At 72.3% G+C, this 19553-nt stretch carries 17 protein-coding genes; 13 read left to right on the top strand and 4 right to left on the bottom strand.

The features are described 5' to 3' along the window. Window positions 1-56 precede the first annotated feature (56 nt). From murD to O7635_RS33060, 11 genes are all read left to right on the top strand, one after another. Entirely contained in the window at window positions 57-1394 is a 1338-nt protein-coding gene (gene murD / locus O7635_RS33110; RefSeq protein ID WP_278084427.1) for a UDP-N-acetylmuramoyl-L-alanine--D-glutamate ligase, read from the top strand. A 38-nt stretch (window positions 1395-1432) separates the two neighbouring features. Beyond that, complete coding sequence (locus O7635_RS33105) at window positions 1433-1909, top strand: sigma-70 family RNA polymerase sigma factor (protein WP_278084426.1); 477 nt, start codon at window positions 1433-1435, stop codon at window positions 1907-1909. Continuing rightward, window positions 1906-3105, top strand: coding sequence for a hypothetical protein (locus O7635_RS33100; RefSeq protein WP_278084425.1), 1200 nt, complete (start codon window positions 1906-1908; stop codon window positions 3103-3105). The genes O7635_RS33105 and O7635_RS33100 overlap by 4 nt, the downstream gene beginning before the upstream one ends. A gap of 44 nt (window positions 3106-3149) precedes the next feature. Then, window positions 3150-4448 carry an aminotransferase class III-fold pyridoxal phosphate-dependent enzyme gene (locus O7635_RS33095; RefSeq protein WP_278084424.1) on the top strand — a complete coding sequence of 433 codons (1299 nt, stop codon included), beginning with the start codon at window positions 3150-3152 and terminating at the stop codon, window positions 4446-4448. A 167-nt stretch (window positions 4449-4615) separates the two neighbouring features. Further along, window positions 4616-5542: a MurR/RpiR family transcriptional regulator gene (locus O7635_RS33090; RefSeq protein ID WP_278084423.1), complete on the top strand. Its 927-nt coding sequence runs from the start codon at window positions 4616-4618 to the stop codon at window positions 5540-5542. Continuing rightward, window positions 5539-6288 (top strand): SIS domain-containing protein, encoded by a 750-nt coding sequence (locus O7635_RS33085; protein ID WP_278084422.1) that lies wholly within the window; start codon window positions 5539-5541, stop codon window positions 6286-6288. Before O7635_RS33090 ends, O7635_RS33085 begins: the two co-directional genes overlap by 4 nt. A gap of 27 nt (window positions 6289-6315) precedes the next feature. Then, window positions 6316-7743 (top strand): N-acetylglucosamine/diacetylchitobiose ABC transporter substrate-binding protein, encoded by a 1428-nt coding sequence (gene ngcE, locus O7635_RS33080; protein WP_278084421.1) that lies wholly within the window; start codon window positions 6316-6318, stop codon window positions 7741-7743. 15 nt (window positions 7744-7758) lie between these two features. Continuing rightward, entirely contained in the window at window positions 7759-8700 is a 942-nt protein-coding gene (locus tag O7635_RS33075) for a sugar ABC transporter permease (protein ID WP_278084420.1), read from the top strand. A 159-nt stretch (window positions 8701-8859) separates the two neighbouring features. Continuing rightward, window positions 8860-9663: a carbohydrate ABC transporter permease gene (locus O7635_RS33070; protein ID WP_278085631.1), complete on the top strand. Its 804-nt coding sequence runs from the start codon at window positions 8860-8862 to the stop codon at window positions 9661-9663. 32 nt (window positions 9664-9695) lie between these two features. Then, window positions 9696-11351 carry a bifunctional 3'-5' exonuclease/DNA polymerase gene (locus O7635_RS33065; protein ID WP_278085630.1) on the top strand — a complete coding sequence of 552 codons (1656 nt, stop codon included), beginning with the start codon at window positions 9696-9698 and terminating at the stop codon, window positions 11349-11351. Next, complete coding sequence (locus O7635_RS33060; protein ID WP_278084419.1) at window positions 11348-12151, top strand: alpha/beta fold hydrolase; 804 nt, start codon at window positions 11348-11350, stop codon at window positions 12149-12151. The genes O7635_RS33065 and O7635_RS33060 overlap by 4 nt, the downstream gene beginning before the upstream one ends. Before the next feature lie 1035 nt (window positions 12152-13186). Here the strand turns inward: O7635_RS33060 and O7635_RS33055 are convergent. Both O7635_RS33055 and O7635_RS33050 read right to left on the bottom strand, forming a co-directional pair. Further along, window positions 13187-14362, bottom strand: coding sequence for a VOC family protein (locus tag O7635_RS33055; protein ID WP_278084418.1), 1176 nt, complete (start codon window positions 14360-14362; stop codon window positions 13187-13189). Between the two features lie 4 nt (window positions 14363-14366). After that, a complete protein-coding gene (locus tag O7635_RS33050; RefSeq protein WP_278084417.1) occupies window positions 14367-14813 on the bottom strand; it encodes a hypothetical protein in 447 nt (148 codons plus the stop codon). A 157-nt stretch (window positions 14814-14970) separates the two neighbouring features. Here O7635_RS33050 and O7635_RS33045 point away from each other — a divergent pair, with 157 nt between their 5' ends. Then, entirely contained in the window at window positions 14971-15561 is a 591-nt protein-coding gene (locus tag O7635_RS33045) for an NTP transferase domain-containing protein (protein WP_278085629.1), read from the top strand. 47 nt (window positions 15562-15608) lie between these two features. Next, window positions 15609-15836, top strand: coding sequence for a hypothetical protein (locus tag O7635_RS33040; protein WP_278084416.1), 228 nt, complete (start codon window positions 15609-15611; stop codon window positions 15834-15836). Here the strand turns inward: O7635_RS33040 and O7635_RS33035 are convergent, their stop codons facing one another. Further along, window positions 15837-16820: an MBL fold metallo-hydrolase gene (locus O7635_RS33035; RefSeq protein ID WP_278084415.1), complete on the bottom strand. Its 984-nt coding sequence runs from the start codon at window positions 16818-16820 to the stop codon at window positions 15837-15839. It abuts the gene before it with no gap. Between the two features lie 26 nt (window positions 16821-16846). Continuing rightward, window positions 16847-19498 carry a glucosidase gene (locus tag O7635_RS33030; protein WP_278084414.1) on the bottom strand — a complete coding sequence of 884 codons (2652 nt, stop codon included), beginning with the start codon at window positions 19496-19498 and terminating at the stop codon, window positions 16847-16849. Window positions 19499-19553 lie beyond the last annotated feature (55 nt).

Here is a 19553-nt window from a genome sequence, read left to right as displayed (position 1 = left end):
GCCATACTAGGTCGGCGCCCGCCACCGGGCCGCTCGACACCACGAGGAGCGCACGTATGAGGCTCGCCGACCTGCAGGGACGCCGGGTTGCCGTGTGGGGCACCGGCCGCGAGGGTCGGGCCGCGGTGCTGGCCGTGGCCGCGCGGCAGCCGGCGAGCCTGGTCGCGGTCGACGACGGCGGCAACTTCCTCAGCCTGCCCTGGGAGGGCGAGCTGGCCGCCGCGGCGCCGCTCACGGACCGTTACGAGGCGCTGGCCGAGGCCGACGTCGTGGTCCGCTCGCCGGGGGTGCCGCAGACCCACCCGTGGATGGTCAAGCTGCGTGAGCAGGGCGTCCCGGTCACCCAGGGCACCGCGCTCTGGATGGCCGACCGCGCCGACCGGACCGTCGGCGTCACCGGCAGCAAGGGCAAGAGCACCACGTCGAGCCTGGTCAGCCACCTGCTCACCGCGGTCGGCCGGCCCAACGTCTACGGCGGCAACATCGGCGTGCCGGTGCTCGACCTGCCCGCCGACGCCGACCAGTACGTGCTGGAGCTGTCCAGCTACCAGTGCTCCGACCTGACCGACTCGCCCCGCGTCGCGGCGATCACCGCGCTGTTCCCCGAGCACCTCGACGCGCACGGCGGCGAGGAGGAGTACTACCGCGACAAGCTCAACCTGATCGCCCACGGACCGAAAGCGATCATCTACAACGGCGCCGATGCCGGCCTGGCCGCCCGCCTGCGCGATCAGCCGGGCGCGACCGCGGCCAACGTCGACGGCGGCTTCCGCATCGCCGGGGACGACGTGCTCGCCCCCGACGGCACCCGGCTGTTCGCCCGGACCGCGCTCAACCTCACCGGCCGCCACAACGCCGGCAACCTCTGCGTCGCCCTCGCGGTGCTGACCGCGCTCGGCGTCGACTGCGTGGCCCACGCGACCGAGCTGGAAGCCGCCGCCCGCGGCTTCCAGCCGCTGCCGCACCGCCTCGCCGAGATCGTCGACCCGACCGGTCTCACCTTCGTCGACGACACCCTGGCCACCAGCCCGCACGCCACCATGCACGCGATCGACGCGTACGACGGCCGCCCGTTGACCGTGATCGTCGGCGGCACCGACCGCGGCCTGGACTACACGGCGTTCCGCGACTACCTGGAGGCGCACGGCCCGATCACGGTGCTCGGCATCCCCGACAGCGGCGCCCGCATGGTCGACGCGCTCAAGGGCCTCGACCACGTGCACGCGGAGGTCGTCGACGACCTGGTCACCGCCGTCCACCGCGCCCGCGCCGTCACCCCGGCCGACGGCGTCGTGCTGCTCTCCCCGGGCGCCCCGAGCTACGGGAAGTTTCGGAACTTCGAACACCGCAGCGCCGCGTACGCCGAAGCGATCAAGGATTCCGCACCGGCCTGACGCAACGAATGCCGTCACTCCCGCGCCCTAGGAACGTGATGGTTGACGCGATCGCCCGCACCGACCGGTTCGAGTCGGTCTACACGGCGCACTACGCGCCGCTCGTGCGCCTGGCCTACATCACCGTGGGCAGCATGCCGGCGGCCGAGGACGTCGTGCAGGAGGCCTTCGTCGACTGGTACCGGCGGATCGGCGAAGTCGACCGGCCCGCCGCGTACCTGCGCCGCGCGGTCGCCTCCCGGTGCACCTCGTGGGTCCGCCGGCGGGTGCTCGAGCGCCGCCACGCCGGCACCACGGAACAACCGCCGGCGCTTCCGCCCGACCCACACGCCGTCGCCGTGCGGCGCGCGCTCGGCCGGCTCAACCCACGCCAGCGGGTAGCCGTCTTCCTGCGCTTCTACCTTGACCTGTCCGTACCCGAGGTGGCCGAGGCCCTGGACTGCCCGCTCGGCACCGCCAAGTCGCTCCTGCACCGCGGCCTCGCCGTGCTGCAGTCGGAGCTGGAGGACCGATGACCGCCGAGCCCCGCGTCGCCGAGATCATCCACCGCGTCACCGACGCCATCCCCGTCGTCACCCCACCAGCCACCGAGATCCAGGACCGGGCGGCGATACGCACGACCGCCCGGCCGCCGGCCCAAGGAGGCCGACGGGCGACGTGGCGGCCGGCCGTGCTCGCCGGCGCCGCCGTGCTCGCGACGGTCGTCGGCGCAGGAGTCGTGCTGCACGGGAGCGGCGGCCCGCGTCAGGTGGCCGGGCCGAGCCCGTCGGCCAGCGCCCCGACCGCGCCCGGGCCGGCCCGGCTCCCGCACCGGATGGCGCCCAGCGGGGTGGCCACCGACCTGCTCTCCGACGCCCCGCCCGGCCGGGTGATCGCCCTGTTCCGGGACCGCGGTGACCGCGACTACGTGGCGCTGGCCCCGAACGGCCGCAGCTATCGCCGCGTCGACGTCGGGCCCGCGGGCGCCGCCGCGGCTCTCGCCCCGGACGGGCTGTCGATCGCCCTCGGCGACCCGCAGCACGTCACCGACGAGGTGACGGTCGTCGACGTGCGGACCGGGCGGGCGCGCGGGTTCGCGCTCGACCCGCCGGTCGCCGCCCGCCCGCTGGCCTGGAGCGCGGACGGCCGGCGGGTGGCGTTCGCGACCCAGGAAAGACCGGGCCGGTTCGGTGCCGGCCCGGCCGCCATCGACGTCCTCGATGTGGAGTCGGGCGCGTTCCGGCGGGTGGCCCCGCCGGTCGCGGGCACGGTGGGGCTCATCCGGGCCGCGTTCGGTCCGGCCGGCGCGACGCTGACGGTCGCCGCCGGCGGTCCGGACGGTTGCGTCGTCACCGTGGTCGACCCGCCGAACAGTCACGCGCTGGAGCCCGGGATCGCCGGCTGCGTCGAGGTCGCGGCCGTCGCCGTCGACCGGGACACCGGCGTCACCGCGCTCGTCGAGCGCCGGCCCGACGGCGACCGCCTGACGTTCCGCGCCGGCCCGGCCGCGCCGGACCAGCTCCCGGACGACCGCGCGGTGCCGGCCGGCACGACGATCGTCGGTTGGCCGGGCGACGCCGGCCCCTGGGTGGCCGGGTCCACGGGGGGCCTGCGGGAGGTGCCGCTGCCGCACGGCGAGCTGCGCCAGGTGGCCTGGTTCGTCGGCAACGTGACGGAGTACCAGCTGGCCACCGACCTCCTGCCGGGGCTCGAGGTCGTCGACGGGGACTGACGCGCCCGGTCCCGCTGGGGCCCTTGGTGTGCTAGACCGTGAGGATGACGAGCACCGACGACCTGTTGGCCCGGCATCGTGCTGTGATGCCGAGCTGGATGCCGCTCTACTACGCCGAGCCGCTCGAGATCGTTTCCGGGTCCGGGCGCCGGGTGACCTGCTCCGACGGCCGCACCTACCTCGACTTCTTCGGCGGCGTGCTGACCACCATGGTCGGCTACGACATCCCGGAGATCACGCAGGCCGTGGAGCGGCAGCTGCGCACGGGCGTCGCGCACACGTCGACGCTCTACCTCATCCGGGCGCAGGTCGAGCTGGCGGAGAAGATCGCCCGCCTGTCCGGCATTCCGGACGCCCGGGTCTTCTTCACCAACTCGGGCACCGAGGCCAACGAGGCCGCGCTGCTGATGGCCACCAACATCCGGCGGTCCAACCAGATCCTCGCGGTGCGCAACAGCTACCACGGCCGGTCGTATGCGGCGATGGGCATCACCGGCCACCGCGGCTGGTCGTCGAGCTCGCTCAACCCGCTCCAGGTGAGCTGGCTGCACTCCAGCGACCGGCTGCGGGGCCTGCTGTCCCGGCTCGGCCCCGACGACCACGTCGACGCGGCCGTCGACGACCTGCGCGAGGTGCTGGCGACGCAGACCGCCGGCGACGTCGCCGCCCTGATCGCCGAGCCGGTGCAGGGCGTCGGCGGGTTCGTGGCCGGCCCCGACGGGCTGCTCGGCGCGCTCAAGAAGGTCCTCGACGAGACGGGCATCCTGCTCATCTCCGACGAGGTGCAGACCGGCTGGGGCCGCACCGGCGACCACTTCTGGGGCTACCAGGCCCACGACGTCGTGCCCGACCTGCTGACCTTCGCGAAGGGCATCGGCAACGGGTACGCGCTGGCCGGCGTCGTCGGCCGGGCCGACGTGATCAACGCGGTGCCGGCGATCTCGTTCTCCACGTTCGGCGGCAACCCGATCTCGACCGCGGCCGGCAACGCCACCCTCGACTACGTGCTCGAGCACGACCTGCAGGGCAACGCGGCCCGGGTCGGCGCGATCCTGCGCGACGGCCTGGTCGAGGCCGTCGGCGACAGCCCGATCGTCGGCGAGATCCGCGGCCGGGGCCTGATGCTGGCCGTCGAGTTCGTCCAGCCGGGCAGCAACGAGCCGGACGTGCCGGCGACCTTGCGGGTCTTCGAGGCGTGCAAGCGGGGCGGCCTGCTGGTCGGCAAGGGCGGTCTCTACAACAACGTGATCCGGATGGGCCCGCCGCTCACGCTGACCGAGGACGAGGCCCGCGAGGCCCTGGAAATCCTGGTCACAGCGATTCGGGAGGCATCAGCCGCCTAACCGTTACCGCACCGAGAACCCCGCCGCGCAGGCTCTGCCGGCGGGGTTTCGCATGCGTGTCGGCGCGTAACAGTTTGAAAACTTCACCCAAAGTCTTGACACGGAGGTGGCTTCAGTAAGAACTTTTACCACTAACAGTTAACACTCCTTTCCGAAAGGCGGGCCCCATGATCGAGCGCGAGGCCGACTCGACCGCGACCGCGGTCGTCGATGCCTCGCCCGCCGACGGGGTCCTGCTCCGGGTGCGTGCGGGTCTTCCCGAGTTCACCGGCGCGCTGCAGCGGGTGGCCGAGCAGGTGCTCGCCGACCCGGCCGCCGCCGCCCGGGCCACGATCGTGGAGCTGGCCGAGCGCAGCGGCACCTCGCCGGCCACGATCACCCGGTTCTGCCGGGCGCTCGGCTTCGACGGGTACGCCGACCTCCGGTTGGGCATCGCGGCGGAGACCGGCCGGGCGCGCTCGGCGGGCTGGACGTTCGACATCGGCCGCGAGATCCAGCCGACCGACCCGCTCGACCGGGTGCTGGGCCAGATCATGGCCGCCGACACCCGGGCGATGCACGACACCGCCGCGCTGCTCGACCTGGCCGAGGTCGAGCGGGCCGCCGACGCGATCGCCGCCGCCACCCGGGTCGACATCTTCGGCGCGAGCGGCAGCGCCCTGGTCGGCGAGGAGATGCAGTTCAGCCTGCACCGCATCGGCGTCGCCGCGTGGGCCTGGACCGACGTGCACAACGGCCTGGCCAGCGCCGCGCTGCTGCGCCCCGGCGACGTCGCGCTGGGCGTGAGCCACAGCGGCGCCACCCGCGAGACCATCGAGATGCTGGCCGAGGCCGGCAGCCGGGGCGCCACCACGGTCGCGCTGACCAGCTTCCCCCGGTCGCCGCTGGCCGAGCTGGCCGACATCATCCTCCTGACCGCCGCGCAGGCCACCACGTTCCGGCCCGACGCGCTCTCGGCCCGGCACCCCCAGCTGGTCGTGCTCGACCTGCTCTACATCGCGGTCGCCCAGCGCACCCACGACCGCGCGCACGCCTCGTTCCAGCGCACCGCGCAGGCGGTCGACGGCCACAAGACGGCGAAGGGGGCGGCATGATCTCCGCCCGCGGTTACGCCGAGGCCGTGCGCCCGCTGCTCGACGGTCTGCTCGACGCCCAGGCCGACGACCTGGCGCGGGCCGCGGACCTGGTCGCCGAGAGCCTGCGGGCCGGGGGAGTGCTGCAGGCGTTCGGCGCCGGCCACTCCGCCGCGTTCGCCGCCGACCTGGTCGGCCGGGCCGGCGGACTGGTGCCGACCAACCGGATCGACCTGCACGACCTGGTGCTGCACGGCGACGCGCACCGCGACGTGCTGGGCGACCCCAAGCTCGAACGCGACCCGGGCGTGGCCCACCAGCTCTACGCGCTGGCGAGGCCACAGCCGCAGGACGTGTTCGTGATGGCCTCGCAGTCGGGGATCAACGGCTCGGTCGTCGAGCTCGCGGCCCTGGTCAAGGCGCGGGGCCACCAGCTGATCGCGGTCACCTCGGTGGCGCACACGACGCGGGTGGCGCCACGCCACCCGTCCGGTCGGCGGCTGGCCGACCTCGCTGACGTCGTGCTGGACAACGGCGCGCCGTACGGCGACGCACTGCTGCCGACGCACGACGGCGGCACGGTCTGCGCGGTCTCGTCGGTCACCGCTGCGCTGTTGGCGCAGTTGTTGACCGCCGAGGTCGTGCGACGGTTCCACCAACTCGGAGAGGTGCCCCCTATCTACCTCTCCGCCAACGTCCCCGGTGGGGACGCGCACAACCACGCCCTCGAATCGCGGTACGCCGGGCGACTCCGGCGCACCGCTTGACCCCGATCGATGAATCGAGGAGACAAGATGTCGCAACTCCCCGACAGCACGTCGGACCTCAGCCGCCGCTCGCTGCTGCGCGGTACGGCGGCCGCCGGTCTGCTCGCCACCCCCGCCGTCGCGCTGCTCTCCGCTTGTGCCGGCAGCTCGACCGGGGACGACAAGGCCGAGACCACCGACAAGACGTCGGACAACCCGCTCGGCGTGGCCGACAGCGGCAAGGTCGACGTCGTCGTCTTCAACGGCGGCCTCGGTGACGCGTACGCCAAGTTCGACGTGACGGTCTTCAACAAGAAGCACCCGAACGTCACCGTCAACCTGAGCTCCACCCAGAAGATCAAGACCGAGCAGCAGCCGAAGTTCAGCACCACGCCGTCCGACCTGATCAACAACGCCGGCGCCGACATCATGGCGCTCGACACGCTGGTCAACGAGGGCGCGCTGACCGAGCTCACGCCGCTGCTGGACGCACCGAGCTGGGACGACCCCAACACCAAGGTGCGGGACACCCTGCTGCCGGGCACCGTCAACGACGGCACGTTCGACGGCAAGGTGTTCGTGCTCAACTACGCGTACACCGTGTTCGGTGTCTGGTACAACCAGGCCCTGTTCGACAAGAACAGCTGGACCGTCCCGACGACCTTCGACGAGTTCTTCGCTCTCGCGCCGAAGATCAAGTCGGCGGGCCTGGCGCCGTTCGCGTTCGCGGGCAAGTACCCGTACTACATGCGCTGGGCGATCATGAGCTGGATCTGGCAGTCCGGCGGCAAGCAGGCGGTCGTCGACATCGACAACCTGAAGCCGGGTTGCTGGAAGACGCCCGAGGTGATGGCCGCGCTCGAGGCGACCGAGAAGATCGTCAAGGACGGCTACACGCTGGCCGGCAGCGCGACCCTGAGCCACACCGAGTCGCAGCAGGCGTTCCTCGACGGCAAGGCCGCCCTCCTGCCCTGCGGCACGTGGCTGGAGAACGAGATGCGCCAGACGATCCCGTCCGGCTTCCAGATGAAGCTGGCGAACTTCTGGAGCGTCAGCGCCAACGACAAGGCCAAGGGCGCGGTGTACGCCGGTTCGGGCGAGAACTGGATCGTCCCGAAGAAGGCGGCCAACGCGGCGGCCGGCATGGAGTTCCTGCGGGCGATGCTCTCGGTCGAGGGTGCCGGCAAGTTCGCCGAGCTGACCAGCTCGCTGTCGTCGCGGGCCGGTTCGGGCGACAAGGTGACCAACTCGACCGCGCTGGTCTCGGCCGGCGAGGTCATGAAGAAGGCCAGCGGTGACCTGGTCTCCTTCAAGCACCCCGACTGGTACGCCGACATCGACAAGGCGGAGCAGAACGCGATCGGCGAGCTGATGGCCGGCCGCATGACCGCGGCGAAGTTCGCCGATACGCTCCAGCAGGCCACGGACAAGGTGGCCAAGGACAGCGCCATCAAGAAGTTCACCCGCGACGCCTAAGAACGGATAGTCGAGATGCGGCACGGTAAAGCCCGCTTCGTCACGAGCTTTCTGTTCCTGCCGGTGCTTCTGTACGTGTTCTACGTGCTGTGGCCCTATGCGCAGGACATCGGATACTCGCTGACCAACTGGGGCGGCTACTCGGACACACAGGAGTTCGTCGGGCTGGACAACTACGTCCGGCTGGTCAAGGACGAGCTGATCCGCAAAGCCTTCTGGCACAGCGTTTTCTTCCTGGTCACCGTGCCGGTCTTCACGATCGCGCTGGCCCTGCTCTTCGCGTTCCTCCTCAACGTGGGTGGACGCGGGAGCAGGGCCGGGGTCCGCGGCGTGTGGGGCTCCAACGTCTACAAGGTGATCTTCTTCTTCCCGCAGGTGCTCTCGCTGGTGCTGGTCGCCATCATGTGGCAGGCCATCTACCGCGGCGACGAGCAGGGCCTGCTCAACGGGATCCTGATGAAGATCGGTCTGGTCGACCGCGACAACCCCCTGCAGTTCGTCGCCGACCCGACGCCCTTCCTCGGCGTACCCACCGTGCTCTGGTGGTTGCTGTTGATCGCGGTCTGGGGTGGCACCGGCTTCTACATGGTGCTGTTCTCCGCGGCGATGCAGTCCATCCCGAAGGACATCTTCGAGGCGGCCACCCTCGACGGGGCCAGCCGGGTGAGCACCTTCTTCCGGGTCACCCTGCCGCTGCTGCGCGACTCGGTCTCGGTCGCCTGGGTCTACCTGGGCTTCATCGCCCTCGACATGTACGCCCTGGTCTACGTCATGACGCCGAGCCAGGGCGGTCCGGACCACGCGAGCGAGGTGTTCGCGTCGGTCATCAACTTCACCGCGTTCAACAAGGGCCAGTTCGGCTACGCCTGCGCGATCGCGGTGGCGCTCGGCATCTTCACCCTGCTGCTGGCCGCCGTGCAGCTGCGGATCACCCGCCGCGAGCGGATCGAGTACTAGGAGCTTCGAATGAGCACGGTCACCACGCCTCCCTCGACGGGAACCGTCGGGGTGCAGCCGGCGCCGTCCGGCCGGGGTCGGCCCGCGAAGTCCGGCTCCTCGATCGGCGACACCGCGTTCAGCGGCTTCTCGCACCTGTTCCTGCTGGTGTGGGGCGCCATGGTGGTGCTGCCGCTGCTGTGGGTCGTCATGTCGTCGTTCAAGACCGACGCCGAGATCATCCGCAACCCGCTCTCGATGATCCCGGACGGCCTGCACTGGGACAACTTCTCCCGGGCCTGGACGAACGGGCACTTCACGGACGTCTTCCTGGACACCGTGATCATCGTGGGTGGCGGCGTGTTCCTCACGATGCTGCTCGGCTCGATGGCCGCGTACGTGTTGGCCCGCTACGAGTTCCCCGGCAACCGGGTCATCTACTACCTGTTCCTGGCCGGGCTGACGCTGCCCGTCTACATGGCCGCGGTGCCGCTCTACAAGGGCATCGACAACATGGGCAACATCGTGCCGTTCCTCGGGCACAACCAGTACGCGATGCTGATCCTGGTGTACGTCGCCTGGTCGCTCTCGTTCACCGTCTTCTTCATGCACTCGTTCTTCCGCACGCTGCCGTCGTCGGTGGCGGAGGCGGCCCTCGTCGACGGCTGCACGCACACCTCGCTGTTCTTCCGGGTGATGCTGCCGATGGCCAAGCCCGGCCTGATCAGCATCGGCATCTTCAACGTGATCGGCCAGTGGAACCAGTGGTACCTGCCCGTGCTGCTGATGCAGCCCGAGGGCGGCGACGAGAAGAAGGCCCCGATCGCGCAGGCGCTGATCGACCTGTCCGTGAACCAGGGCTACAAGTCCGACTGGTCGGGCATGTTCGCCGGCCTCACGATGGCCATGCTGCCGGTGCTCGCGGTCTACATCATCTTCCAGCGCCAGGTGCAGGCCGGCCTGACGGGCAGCATCACGAAGTAACTGTCGTACCCGTCGGGTTGAATGAACCCGTGCTGGTCGCGGCGGTTCCGGGGGAGGGCGGTTCGGGTCGGCTCCTGCCGCTCGACGACGGGGGCCGCCCAGCCGGGCCCGCCGCGACCGTGCCGTCACTGGCCGCGGCGGTGGCCTCCGTCGAGGCCGCGTCGCGGCCGCGCTGGGTCTGGCCGTCGACCTCCGCGCTCTATCCTTCGCTGCTGGCGGCCGGCGTGCGGGTCGAGCGCTGCCACGACGTCGAGCTGACCGAGGCGTTGCTGCTGGGGTCGGCCGGGTCGTGGGGTTCGCCCCGGTCGGTCGCCGCGGCGTTGGCCCGGCTGCGTGGTGGGCCGGTGCCGCCGGATCCGCCGCCGCTCGCGGCCTCGCCGCCCGGCGACGGTCAGGCGGCCCTGTTCGCGGCGGTGCCCCCGGCGGTCTCCCTCGACGACCTCGTGACGGTCCACGCCGACCAGCGCGCCCGGATGGCCGCCGTGCCCTCGCCGCCGGGGCGGTTCCGGCTGCTGGTCGCGGCCGAGTCGGCCGGCGCCCTGGTGGCGGCCGAGATGGGCGCGGCCGGGCTGCCGTGGCGGTCCGACGTCCACGACGCGTTGCTCCGCGAGCTGCTGGGCGCGCCGTCCGCCGTGGGTGGGCCGCCGGCCCGGCTCGCGGCGCTGGCCGCCGAGATCGCCGCCGCGTTCGGCGTCCGCTCGCTGCATCCCGAGTCGCCGGGCGAGCTGCTCAAGGCGTTCCACCGGGCCGGGGTCGACGTGCCCAACACGCGCTCCTGGACCCTGCAGCGGGTCGACCACCCGGCGGTCCGGCCGGTGCTGGCCTACAAGGAGCTGTTCCGCATCTGGACGGCGCACGGCTGGGCCTGGCGCGACGCCTGGGTCCAGGACGGCCGGTTCCGGCCCGAATACGTGCCCGGCGGGGTGGTCTCCGGCCGGTGGGCCAGCCGGGGCGGGGGAGCGCTGCAGATCCCCAAGGTGGTCCGCCGCGCGGTGGTCGCCGACCCCGGGTGGCGGCTGGTGGTGGCCGACGCCGCCCAACTCGAGCCGCGGGTGCTGGCCGCCGTCTCCGGCGACGACCGGCTGGCCGCCGCGGGCCAGGCCGGCGACCTCTACGCGGCGCTGGCCGCCGACGCCTTCGGCGGCGATCGCGCCCGCGCCAAGGTCGCCCTGCTCGGCGCCATGTACGGCCAGACCGGCGGCGCCGCCGTGCCCGCCCTCGCGGTGCTGCGCAGCCACTACCCGACGGCGTTCGACTATGTGGAAAGCGCGGCCCGCACGGGCGAGGGCGGCGGCCTGGTCCGCTCGTGGCTCGGCCGCACCTGCCCGCCGTCGTCGGTGTCGGTGTCGCTGGCCGAGGCGGGCTACGAGTCCGGTGAGGTCGCTGACACCGGCCGGGCCCGGGCCCGCGGCCGGTTCACCCGCAACTTCGTCATCCAGGCCACGGCCGCCGAGTGGGCGCTGGCGCTGCTGGCGACGCTGCGCACGGCGCTCGCCGGCACGCCGGCCGAGCTCGTCCTCTTCCAGCACGACGAGGTGCTGGTGCACTGCCCGGCCGACCAGGCCGAGTCGGTGGTCGAGGCGGTCCACGCCGCCGGCGCCCGCGCGACCGCGACCCTGTTCGGCGACACCGAGGTCCGCTTCCCGATGGAGGCGGTCGCCGTCGACTGCTACGCGGAGGCCAAATGAGCGCTTACGTCACGTCCCGCGACGGCACCACCATCGCCTACACCCGCCTGGGCGCCGGCCCGCTGCTGGTCCTGGTCGGCGGCGGCCTCGACGACGGCGCGGAGAACGCGCCGCTGGCCACCGAGCTGTCGCGCTGGTTCACGGTCGTCAACTACGCCCGCCGCGGCCGCGGCGCCAGCGGCGACACCCAGCCTTACGCGGTCGACCGCGAAATCGACGACCTGGCCGCGCTGCTGGCCCCGGCCGACGGCTCGGCCCTGCTCTTCGGCGCGTCGTCCGGCGGCGCCCTGGCCCTGACCGGCGCGGCCGCCGGCCTCCCGGTGGCGCGCGTCGCCGTCTACGAGATCCCCTACCTGACCGACGAGCCGCTCCGCGCGGCCTGGCTGTCCTATGTGGAAGAGCTACGCGGCCTGCTGGCCCTGGGCCGCCGCGGCGACGCGGTAGCGGCCTTCATGCGCCTGGCCGGCGCCGGCGACGCCGAGATCGCGGGCGCCCGCGCACTGCCGATCTGGCCGTCGCTGGAGGCGCTGGCCCCGACCCTGGCCTACGACGCGGCCTGCCTGGGCGACGGCCGCGTACCCGCGTCGTTGCTGGCCGGCGTGGGCCAGCCGGTCCTCGTAGCGACAGGCGCGGCCGCCGACCCGCACCTGGCGGCCCTGGGCCCGAGCTTCTTCGAGACGGCCGCCGACGAGTTGGTCGCGGCCTTGCCGCACGCGGAGCGCGCGGTGGTCGAAAACTCAGGCCACGTAGCCGACCCGACAGCCCTCGCCCCACTCCTACACCGCTTCTTCACCACCTGACCGCCGCCGCGCACCCCGTTGATCGTCACCGGCGGCCACACCCCGGGGACGGCGCAGCTCGCACCCGAGGCTTGGCCTGCCGCGGTTCGCCGCTCCAGGACCGCTTCGGCCGCCGTAGGCGAGGCGGACCGCTTCCCGGGCGATCGGGGCGCCGCCGGCCCTTGCCGCATGACCGTGACCGGCGGACCGGGTTCGGCACCCGACCAGCCAGGCCCTCCGCGGGCCGGCCCATTGCGGGCCGCGCTGTGTGATTGGCCGCCGCAGCGCCTTGCCGCGCGGCCGGCGAAGCCTGGTCTGCTCGGGCCGGCGTTGTCCCGAGCCGTGTTCCGCGCGCGGGTTCGGCTCCCGACCCGCAAGGCCTGCGGTAGGCCGGCCCATCCCGAGCCGCGCTGTGTGGTTGGCCGCCGCGTTGGTCATCGCAGCGGCCGTGCAGGCCGGCGACGCCTGGTCTGCTCGCCCGGAGTTGTCTCGAGCCGTGTCCGTGCGTGGGTTCGGCTCCCGACCCGCAAGGCCTGCGGTAGGCCGGCCCATCCCGAGCCGCGCTGTGTGGTTGGCCGCCGCGTTGGTCATCGCAGCGGCCGTGCAGGCCGGCGACGCCTGGTCCGCTCGCCCGGAGTTGTCTCGAGCCGTGTCCGTGCGTGGGTTCGGCTCCCGACCCGCAAGGCCTGCGGTAGGCCGGCCCATCCCGAGCCGCGCTGTGTGGTTGGCCGCCGCGTTGGTCATCGCAGCGGCCGTGCAGGCCGGCGACGCCTGGTCCGCTCGGGCCGGCGTTGTCCCGAGCCGTGGTCCGCGCGCGAGTTCCGCCTCCCAACCGCCAAGCGCGGCGCGGGCCGACCCCTCCCCAACAGAGCGCACGCGCGAAGACATGTGGCCACATGCTTTCGCATGTAGGCGTCAGGAGGGACCCCCTCCACCCGGCCGGTCGCGGAGCTGCTGCGCGCGGTTGTGCGTTCCGCGATCTTGCGGAAGTGCGGCGTCGTGCAGGCGGGAAGAAGCCGCATCTGCCGGGCGCGCCAAGGGGGGTCCAACTTGGGGTCAGGCGCCGCTGACGATTACTAGTTCGTTGCCTTCGGGGTCGGCGATTCGCCAGCGGTTCGGCGACTCGTCGAGGAGGCGGCCGCCGGCTGCGACGGTCGTGGCGAGGCGTGTCTGCGCGCGGTCCGCCGGCACGGCGAGCTCGACGTGGATGCGGTTGCGCTGCCGGCGCCGTTCCGTCTCCGAGGTGTCGATCTCCTGGAAGACCAGCACCGGGTTGAGTCGCCGGGGGTCGTGGATGTCGCTCAGCCCGGTTCGCCGGTCGGCGGCGTATCCCAATGCGGCCAGCCAGAACGCGCGGACCGCGGCGACATCGGCAGCGTCGAGGAAGAGCTGGGCGAAGCGCGGCAGTGCCACATCGGCGGTGGCGCCGAGTGCGCGTGCCGCGGTCTGGAGGCTGCCGGCCAGCTCGGTGAAGTCGAGATCCAGGCCGTGGGCGTCGCCCTCCCACTGGTCCTTGCCGCTGTCGACGATCACCAGACCGGGGCGCAGGTCGACCAGCAGCGGGAAGCCCGCGTCGGCGGCCAGCGCCGCTGCCGCGGCGGCCAGCTCACGCTGCTGCCTCGGCGAGGAGGTGCGGTAGCAGGCCATCGCGCTGAACACCGCCTGCCAGTCCGCGGTTCCGTCCAGCGCGTCGGCCGGGACCAGGTCGACCTCGTTGCCGTCGGGGTCGGCGTGCCGGACCCCATAGGGTCCCGAAGCCTCACCCGGACTCGCCTGCTCGACCGCCGCGGCCGGTCGCACCACGTCGAGGTGGATCCGGTTTCGCAGCGGGCGCCGATCGGTCGACGGCCGGATCCGCATCCCCGGGTCGCGGCGCAACGGGTCCACGAGACCGCCGTCCGGTCCAGGCGCGTAGTCGAGCACAGGCGCCCAGAACCGTCTCAGCTCGGACGGGTTCGCGGACTCGAACACGACGCTCAGCTGCTGCAGCGCCGCCGGGTTCGCGGCCAGCCCGAGATCCCGCGCGGCCGCCGACACCGCCTCGGCGTGCTCGTCCCGGTCGAGGCGCACCCGCACGCCGGTCGCACGCAGGTCGATCGCGATCTCCGCCGACAGCTCGACGACGCGTCCGGCCAGCGAAGCTCCCTCGATCAGCGACGGCGCGTCGAACCACGCCGTCGCCACGCCGTCGATCAGACGCCAGTCCGCTCCGATCTCCATCACGTCCGGCACCGCCTCAGTTCTCCTCAGTCATCCGCTGGCTCGCGCCGTTCCTGGCGAACGCCGACCACAGGTTGAAGCCGACCACGGACGCGCCGAGGACGGCCCAGACGACGAGGAACCACGAGAAGGCGCCGGCGCGGGCGAACTGGACCACCCCGAAGATGATCACGGCCGCGCCGAAGACGGCGCCCGCTACCGCGACCGGGCGGGACGGGCGGAAGCTCAAGCCGCCCGTCGGGGCGCCGCGCTCGCGGGACGTGAACAGGGCCGGACCCTTGCCCAGGGCCGCCAGCACCGAGAAGCCGACGATCCACAGGCCGGCCAGCACGAACAGGACCGTGAACCAGTCGAACTGGCCCGTGCGGACGAACTGGACGACGCCCGCCACCAGGATCACGGTGCCGAAGACCGCCATCAATGCCGCCTGCGGGCGGCTCGGACGCACCCCGAATCTCGACATTGGACGCTTCTACCCACCGGCCGCGACCGCCACACGCAAGCCTCGGCCTCGTCGGATAGGCGACTCGTGGGATGCGTGTGACGCCTGTGGGTGATGAGACTGTCGGGCGTATCGATTCAGTCGCCGGGCGGAGGCGGGCGTGGGTCGGATCGCGGGAATCGTGGTGGCTGCCAGTGGGGGGCGGCGCATCGGCGGCCCGGAGGCGTTGTTGCGGCAGGGTGACGCCCTCCTGGTCGACTCGGTGTGTGGCATCGCCCGGGAGGTGGGCTGCGCGCCCTTGGTCGTGGTGCTGGGCGCCTCGGCCAACCAGGTGCGCCGGGCCGCCGCGCTGGAGGGGGCCACCGTCGTCATCGACAAGGCGTGGGGGACCGGGCTCGGGTCCAGCCTGCGGGTCGGGCTGGAGGCGCTGAAGGAAGCCCCGGCCGAGATCGACGCCGCCCTGGTGTTCACCGTCGACATGCCCGGCGTGACCGTCGAGGCCGCCCGGCGGGTGGCCCTCCTGCCGCACAGCGGGGCGCTGGTGTGCGCCACCTACGACGGGATGCGCAGCTATCCCATGCTGCTCGGCCGCCGGCACTGGGCCGGCATCGCCACGCTGGCCAAGTCCGACGTCGGTGCACGCCCGTACCTCCTGGCGCACAAGACCGAGATCGTCGACATCGCCTGCGACGCCGTCGCCGACGGCAACCACCTCGACAACCCGGACGCGCTCACCCTCTACGGACTGTCCCGCACCGGCGGCGAATGATCGCGGAACGGCGCATTCAGACGCCGGCCATGGGGTAGGTAGGAGGCATGGGTCAGCCTGAGAACAACGAACCGAACGACGAGCCGGACGAGCCCAACGAGCCCAACGAGTTCGGTTTCGCCGGCGGCGCGACCGGGCCCGAGCCCAACCTCTCCGAGCAGGAGGAGTCGGAGGGTGAGGAGATCGCGGTCCCGTCCGGCGACATCACCGGCGCCATCGTGAGCGCCATCGAGGGCCACCGCGACGAGGCCGACGAAGACGAGCACAAACGCTAGCTAGAGCTCGAACCGCGTACCGACCGTGTTGGGCCGGGTCGCCGCGGGCATCGCGGCGGCCAGGGCCTGCTGCGCCGTCCACGACGTGCAGTGCGACGGCACCAGCAACGCCGGCGCGAGGGCGGCCAGCGCTGTGACCGTCTCGTCGACCACGGACCCGGCGCGGAGGTGGAAGCCGCCGAGCACCGCGTAGACCTGGGCGACGCCGGTGAGCCGCTGCGCGTAGCGGACGATGTTGACCACCCCGGCGTGCCCGCAACCGGTCAGGATGACCAGGCCCTTGCCGGCCACGTGCAGCACCATCGCCTGGTCGTCATGGATCAACGGATCGGGGACCCACGAGCCGTCGACGTACGCCTGGTGGTTGGGAATGCCCTGCTCGAAGGGCACCGTCCGGTCGACCTCGCCGGTCACCAGCAGAATCCCGTCCAGGAGGTACGACGGCTGCCGGTCCTCGATGATCTCGAAGCCCACCCCCTCGATCGCGGCCCGGGACGGCACGGGCAGCTCGAACGCCCGGTCGGGCCCGGAGACCAGCCGCCGTTGCCGCCAGAAGTCCGGGTGCAGGTACACGGGCATCCGCGACGAGCCGAGTCGCCGCACCAGACCGTCGAGCCCCATCACGTGGTCGAAGTGCCCGTGGCTGAACACGATCGACTCGAACGAGTCCGGCCGCAGCTCCAGCCGGTCCAGGTTGCCGATCAGCCCGTCCGGGGTGACGCCGGCGTCGAACAGGATCCGCCGGGCCGCCCCGTCGACCCGCAGCTCCACGAGCGCCGAGAAGCCGTGCTCGGCCCGCAGCCCGTCGACCGTCTGGCCGCTCACCGACACGGAGTCCGGGACCGGCGCGGCCCGGCCGCCGCTGCCGACCGCGCCCCAGCGCCGGATCGGACCCTCGTCGGGCAGCAGCACGTCGGTGTAGTTGTCGATCAACGTGGTGACGTGCACACCGTCGACCGGACGCAGCGCGACGGACCCCTCCATCCGCCCATCATGCCGCGAAACGGCGACTAGGCGCGGCGGACCGTCAGGATCAGGTCAGCCACCAGCGCCGTCCAGCCCGTCTGGTGCCACGCGCCCAACCCGGCGCCGTTGTCACCGTGGAAATATTCAGGGAAGGCGATCAGGTCACGCCAGTCCGGGTGCGTCTGGAACAGCTCGCACGCGCCGTAGATCGCCCGCCGCCCGTTGCGGTCCCGGGTGAACAGCCCGATCACCCGCCGCGAGAGGTCGTCGGCGATGTCGGCGAGGGGTAGCCGCTCGCCGGACCCGGTCGGATATTCCACCAGCAGGTCGTCGCCGAAGAACGCCCCGAACTCGCGCAGCGCCCCGATCAGCAGGAAGTTGGTCGGCAGCCAGATCGGGCCGCGCCAGTTGGAGTTGCCGCCGAACAGGCCGCTGGTCGACTCGGCGGGCTCGTAGCCGACCGTGAACTCCTGCCCGCCGAGCGAGACCGTGAACGGCTTGTCGAGGTGCTGCCGGGACAGCGTGCGCAGCCCGTACGGCGACAGGAACTCCGACTCGTCGAACATCCGGCCCAGCATCTTGACCAGCTGCTCCGGCGCGACCATGGCCAGCAGCCGTTGCTGCCGCCCGTCGCCGGCCCGTCGCCGGGTGCCGACCACGAGGCCGTACTCGGGGCGGTTGTGCAGGAACCAGCGCAGCCGCAGCGACAGGTCGGGCAGCCGGTTGACCACCATGGATGACATCGACGCGGTCGCGGCCAACGGCAGCAGGCCGACCACCGAGCGCACCTTCAGCGGCACCTTCGAACCGTCCGGCAGCCGCAGCACGTCGTAGAAGAACGCGTCCTCGGCGTCCCACAACCCCTGCTCGTACGCCCCCGAGGCGATGTAGGCGAAGTGCTCGAAGAACTTCGTGGCGATGTCCTCGTACGCCCGGTCGCGCACCGCCAGGGTCAGCGCCATGTCGAGCAGGTTCAGGGCGTACATGGCCATCCAGCCGGTGCCGTCGGACTGCTCGAGCACCCCGGCGACCGGCAGCGCGGCCGACCGGTCGAACGGCCCGACGTTGTCGAGGCCCAGGAAGCCGCCCTCGAACACGTTGTTGCCCGTGACGTCCTTCCGGTTGACCCACCACGTGAAGTTGAGCAATAGCTTGTGCATCGCCCGCGCGAGGAAGTCGACGTCGCGCCCACCGTCGATCTCGAACACCCGCAGCGCGGCCCAGGCGTGCACGGGCGGGTTCACGTCGCCGAACGCCCACTCGTACGCCGGGATCTGGCCGTTGGGGTGCATGTACCACTCGCGGAGCAGCAGGAGCAGCTGCTGCTTGGCGAACGTTGGGTCGACGCGGGCCAACGTGACACAGTGGAACGCGAGGTCCCAGGCCGCGAACCACGGATATTCCCACGGGTCCGGCATGGAGATGACGTCGAAGTTGGTCATGTGCCGCCAGGCGCTGTTGCGCCCGTGCCGGCGACCGGGCGGCGGTGCCGGCGAGCCCGGGTCGCCGTCGAGCCACTGCCGCACGTCGAAATGGTAGAACTGCTTGCCCCACAGCAGTCCGGCCAACGCCGCCCGCAGCACCGCCGCCTCGTCGGCCGACGCGCCGGCCGGGGTCAGCGCGGCGTAGAACTCGTCCGCCTCGGCCCGCCGGGCCGCGAACACCGCGTCGTGATCGGCGCCCAGGTCGAGCGCGGGCGCCGGACCGCCGCGGCCCGGCGGCCCCGTCGCGCACAGCCGCAGCCGGATCGTGGCCGACGACCGCGCCGGCACGTCGAGCACGTAGTGCAGCGCCCCCTTGGTGCCGGTCCGCGCCGGGTTGACGGTCGCCGCACCCTGCACCACGTGGTCGTTGATCCCGTCCTTGGGATAGCGGGACCCGCCGGCCAGCCCCCACAGCCGGGCGGCGTTGGACTCGTTGTCACAGAGCAGCGGCGCCGGCGCCCCGTCGCCCTCGAGCACGAGCTCGCCCAGCACCCAGTGCCGCCCGACGAGCCGGTTGTCGCCGTCGGCGGCCAGCGTGGGCACCGCGTCCCGGCCGGGCAGCCCCCACGACCAGGTGTTGCGGAACCACAGCGTCGGCAGCACGTGCAGGGTGGCCGGCTCGGGACCCCGGTTGGCCACGGTGATGCGCACGCACATGTCGGTCGGGGAAGCCTTGGCGTAGTCGACGGTCACCGCCCAGAACCGGTCGTCGGCGAACACGCCCGTGTCGACGAGCTCGTACTCCGGCTCGTCGCGGCGCCGCAGAGCGTTGACGGCCACCAACCGGTCGTACGGGAAAGCCGCCTGCGGATAGTGGTAGCGCCAGCGCATCGCGGAGTGGGTGGGCGTGGAGTCCTCGTACCACCAGTACTCCTTGACGTCCTCGCCGTGGTTGCCGCCGTCGCCGCCGAGGCCGAACATCCGCTCCTTGAGGATTGGGTCGACGCCGTTCCACAGCGCCAGCGCGAAGCAGAACGTCTGCCGGTCGTCGCAGATCCCGGCCATCCCGTCCTCGTTCCACCGGTAGGTGCGGGACCGGGCGTGGTCGTGCGGGAAGTAGTCCCAGGCGGTGCCGTGCTCGCTGTAGTCCTCGCGGACGGTGCCCCAGGCCCGCTCGGACAGGTAGGGACCCCAGGAGCGCCAGGGGCGCGCGCCGCTGTCGGCCTCGGCGAGCCGCGCCTGCTCCGCCAGCACCTCCGCGGTCACCTCCACCTCATCGATCTTGCCCGCTTCGCGGGGCCCGCGGTCATTCTGGGGCCGGCGTGTT

Origin of the sequence: Asanoa sp. WMMD1127 (assembly GCF_029626225.1) — a bacterium.
GTDB lineage: Bacteria > Actinomycetota > Actinomycetes > Mycobacteriales > Micromonosporaceae > Asanoa.
Note: the sequence above shows the minus strand (reverse complement) of the source record. Positions and strands in the feature narration are given on the sequence as shown.

What these genes read in the sequence shown, in the direction of transcription:
- O7635_RS33075 (WP_278084420.1), top strand. Translation starts at nt 7,759, where the DNA reads ATGCGGCACGGTAAAGCCCGCTTCGTCACGAGCTTTCTGTTCCTGCCG.
- ngcE (WP_278084421.1), top strand. Translation starts at nt 6,316, where the DNA reads ATGTCGCAACTCCCCGACAGCACGTCGGACCTCAGCCGCCGCTCGCTG.
- O7635_RS33060 (WP_278084419.1), top strand. Translation starts at nt 11,348, where the DNA reads ATGAGCGCTTACGTCACGTCCCGCGACGGCACCACCATCGCCTACACC.
- O7635_RS33095 (WP_278084424.1), top strand. Translation starts at nt 3,150, where the DNA reads ATGACGAGCACCGACGACCTGTTGGCCCGGCATCGTGCTGTGATGCCG.
- O7635_RS33070 (WP_278085631.1), top strand. Translation starts at nt 8,860, where the DNA reads ATGGTGGTGCTGCCGCTGCTGTGGGTCGTCATGTCGTCGTTCAAGACC.
- O7635_RS33090 (WP_278084423.1), top strand. Translation starts at nt 4,616, where the DNA reads ATGATCGAGCGCGAGGCCGACTCGACCGCGACCGCGGTCGTCGATGCC.
- O7635_RS33105 (WP_278084426.1), top strand. Translation starts at nt 1,433, where the DNA reads ATGGTTGACGCGATCGCCCGCACCGACCGGTTCGAGTCGGTCTACACG.
- O7635_RS33050 (WP_278084417.1), bottom strand. Translation starts at nt 14,813, where the DNA reads ATGTCGAGATTCGGGGTGCGTCCGAGCCGCCCGCAGGCGGCATTGATG.
- O7635_RS33040 (WP_278084416.1), top strand. Translation starts at nt 15,609, where the DNA reads ATGGGTCAGCCTGAGAACAACGAACCGAACGACGAGCCGGACGAGCCC.
- O7635_RS33100 (WP_278084425.1), top strand. Translation starts at nt 1,906, where the DNA reads ATGACCGCCGAGCCCCGCGTCGCCGAGATCATCCACCGCGTCACCGAC.
- murD (WP_278084427.1), top strand. Translation starts at nt 57, where the DNA reads ATGAGGCTCGCCGACCTGCAGGGACGCCGGGTTGCCGTGTGGGGCACC.
- O7635_RS33035 (WP_278084415.1), bottom strand. Translation starts at nt 16,820, where the DNA reads ATGGAGGGGTCCGTCGCGCTGCGTCCGGTCGACGGTGTGCACGTCACC.
- O7635_RS33085 (WP_278084422.1), top strand. Translation starts at nt 5,539, where the DNA reads ATGATCTCCGCCCGCGGTTACGCCGAGGCCGTGCGCCCGCTGCTCGAC.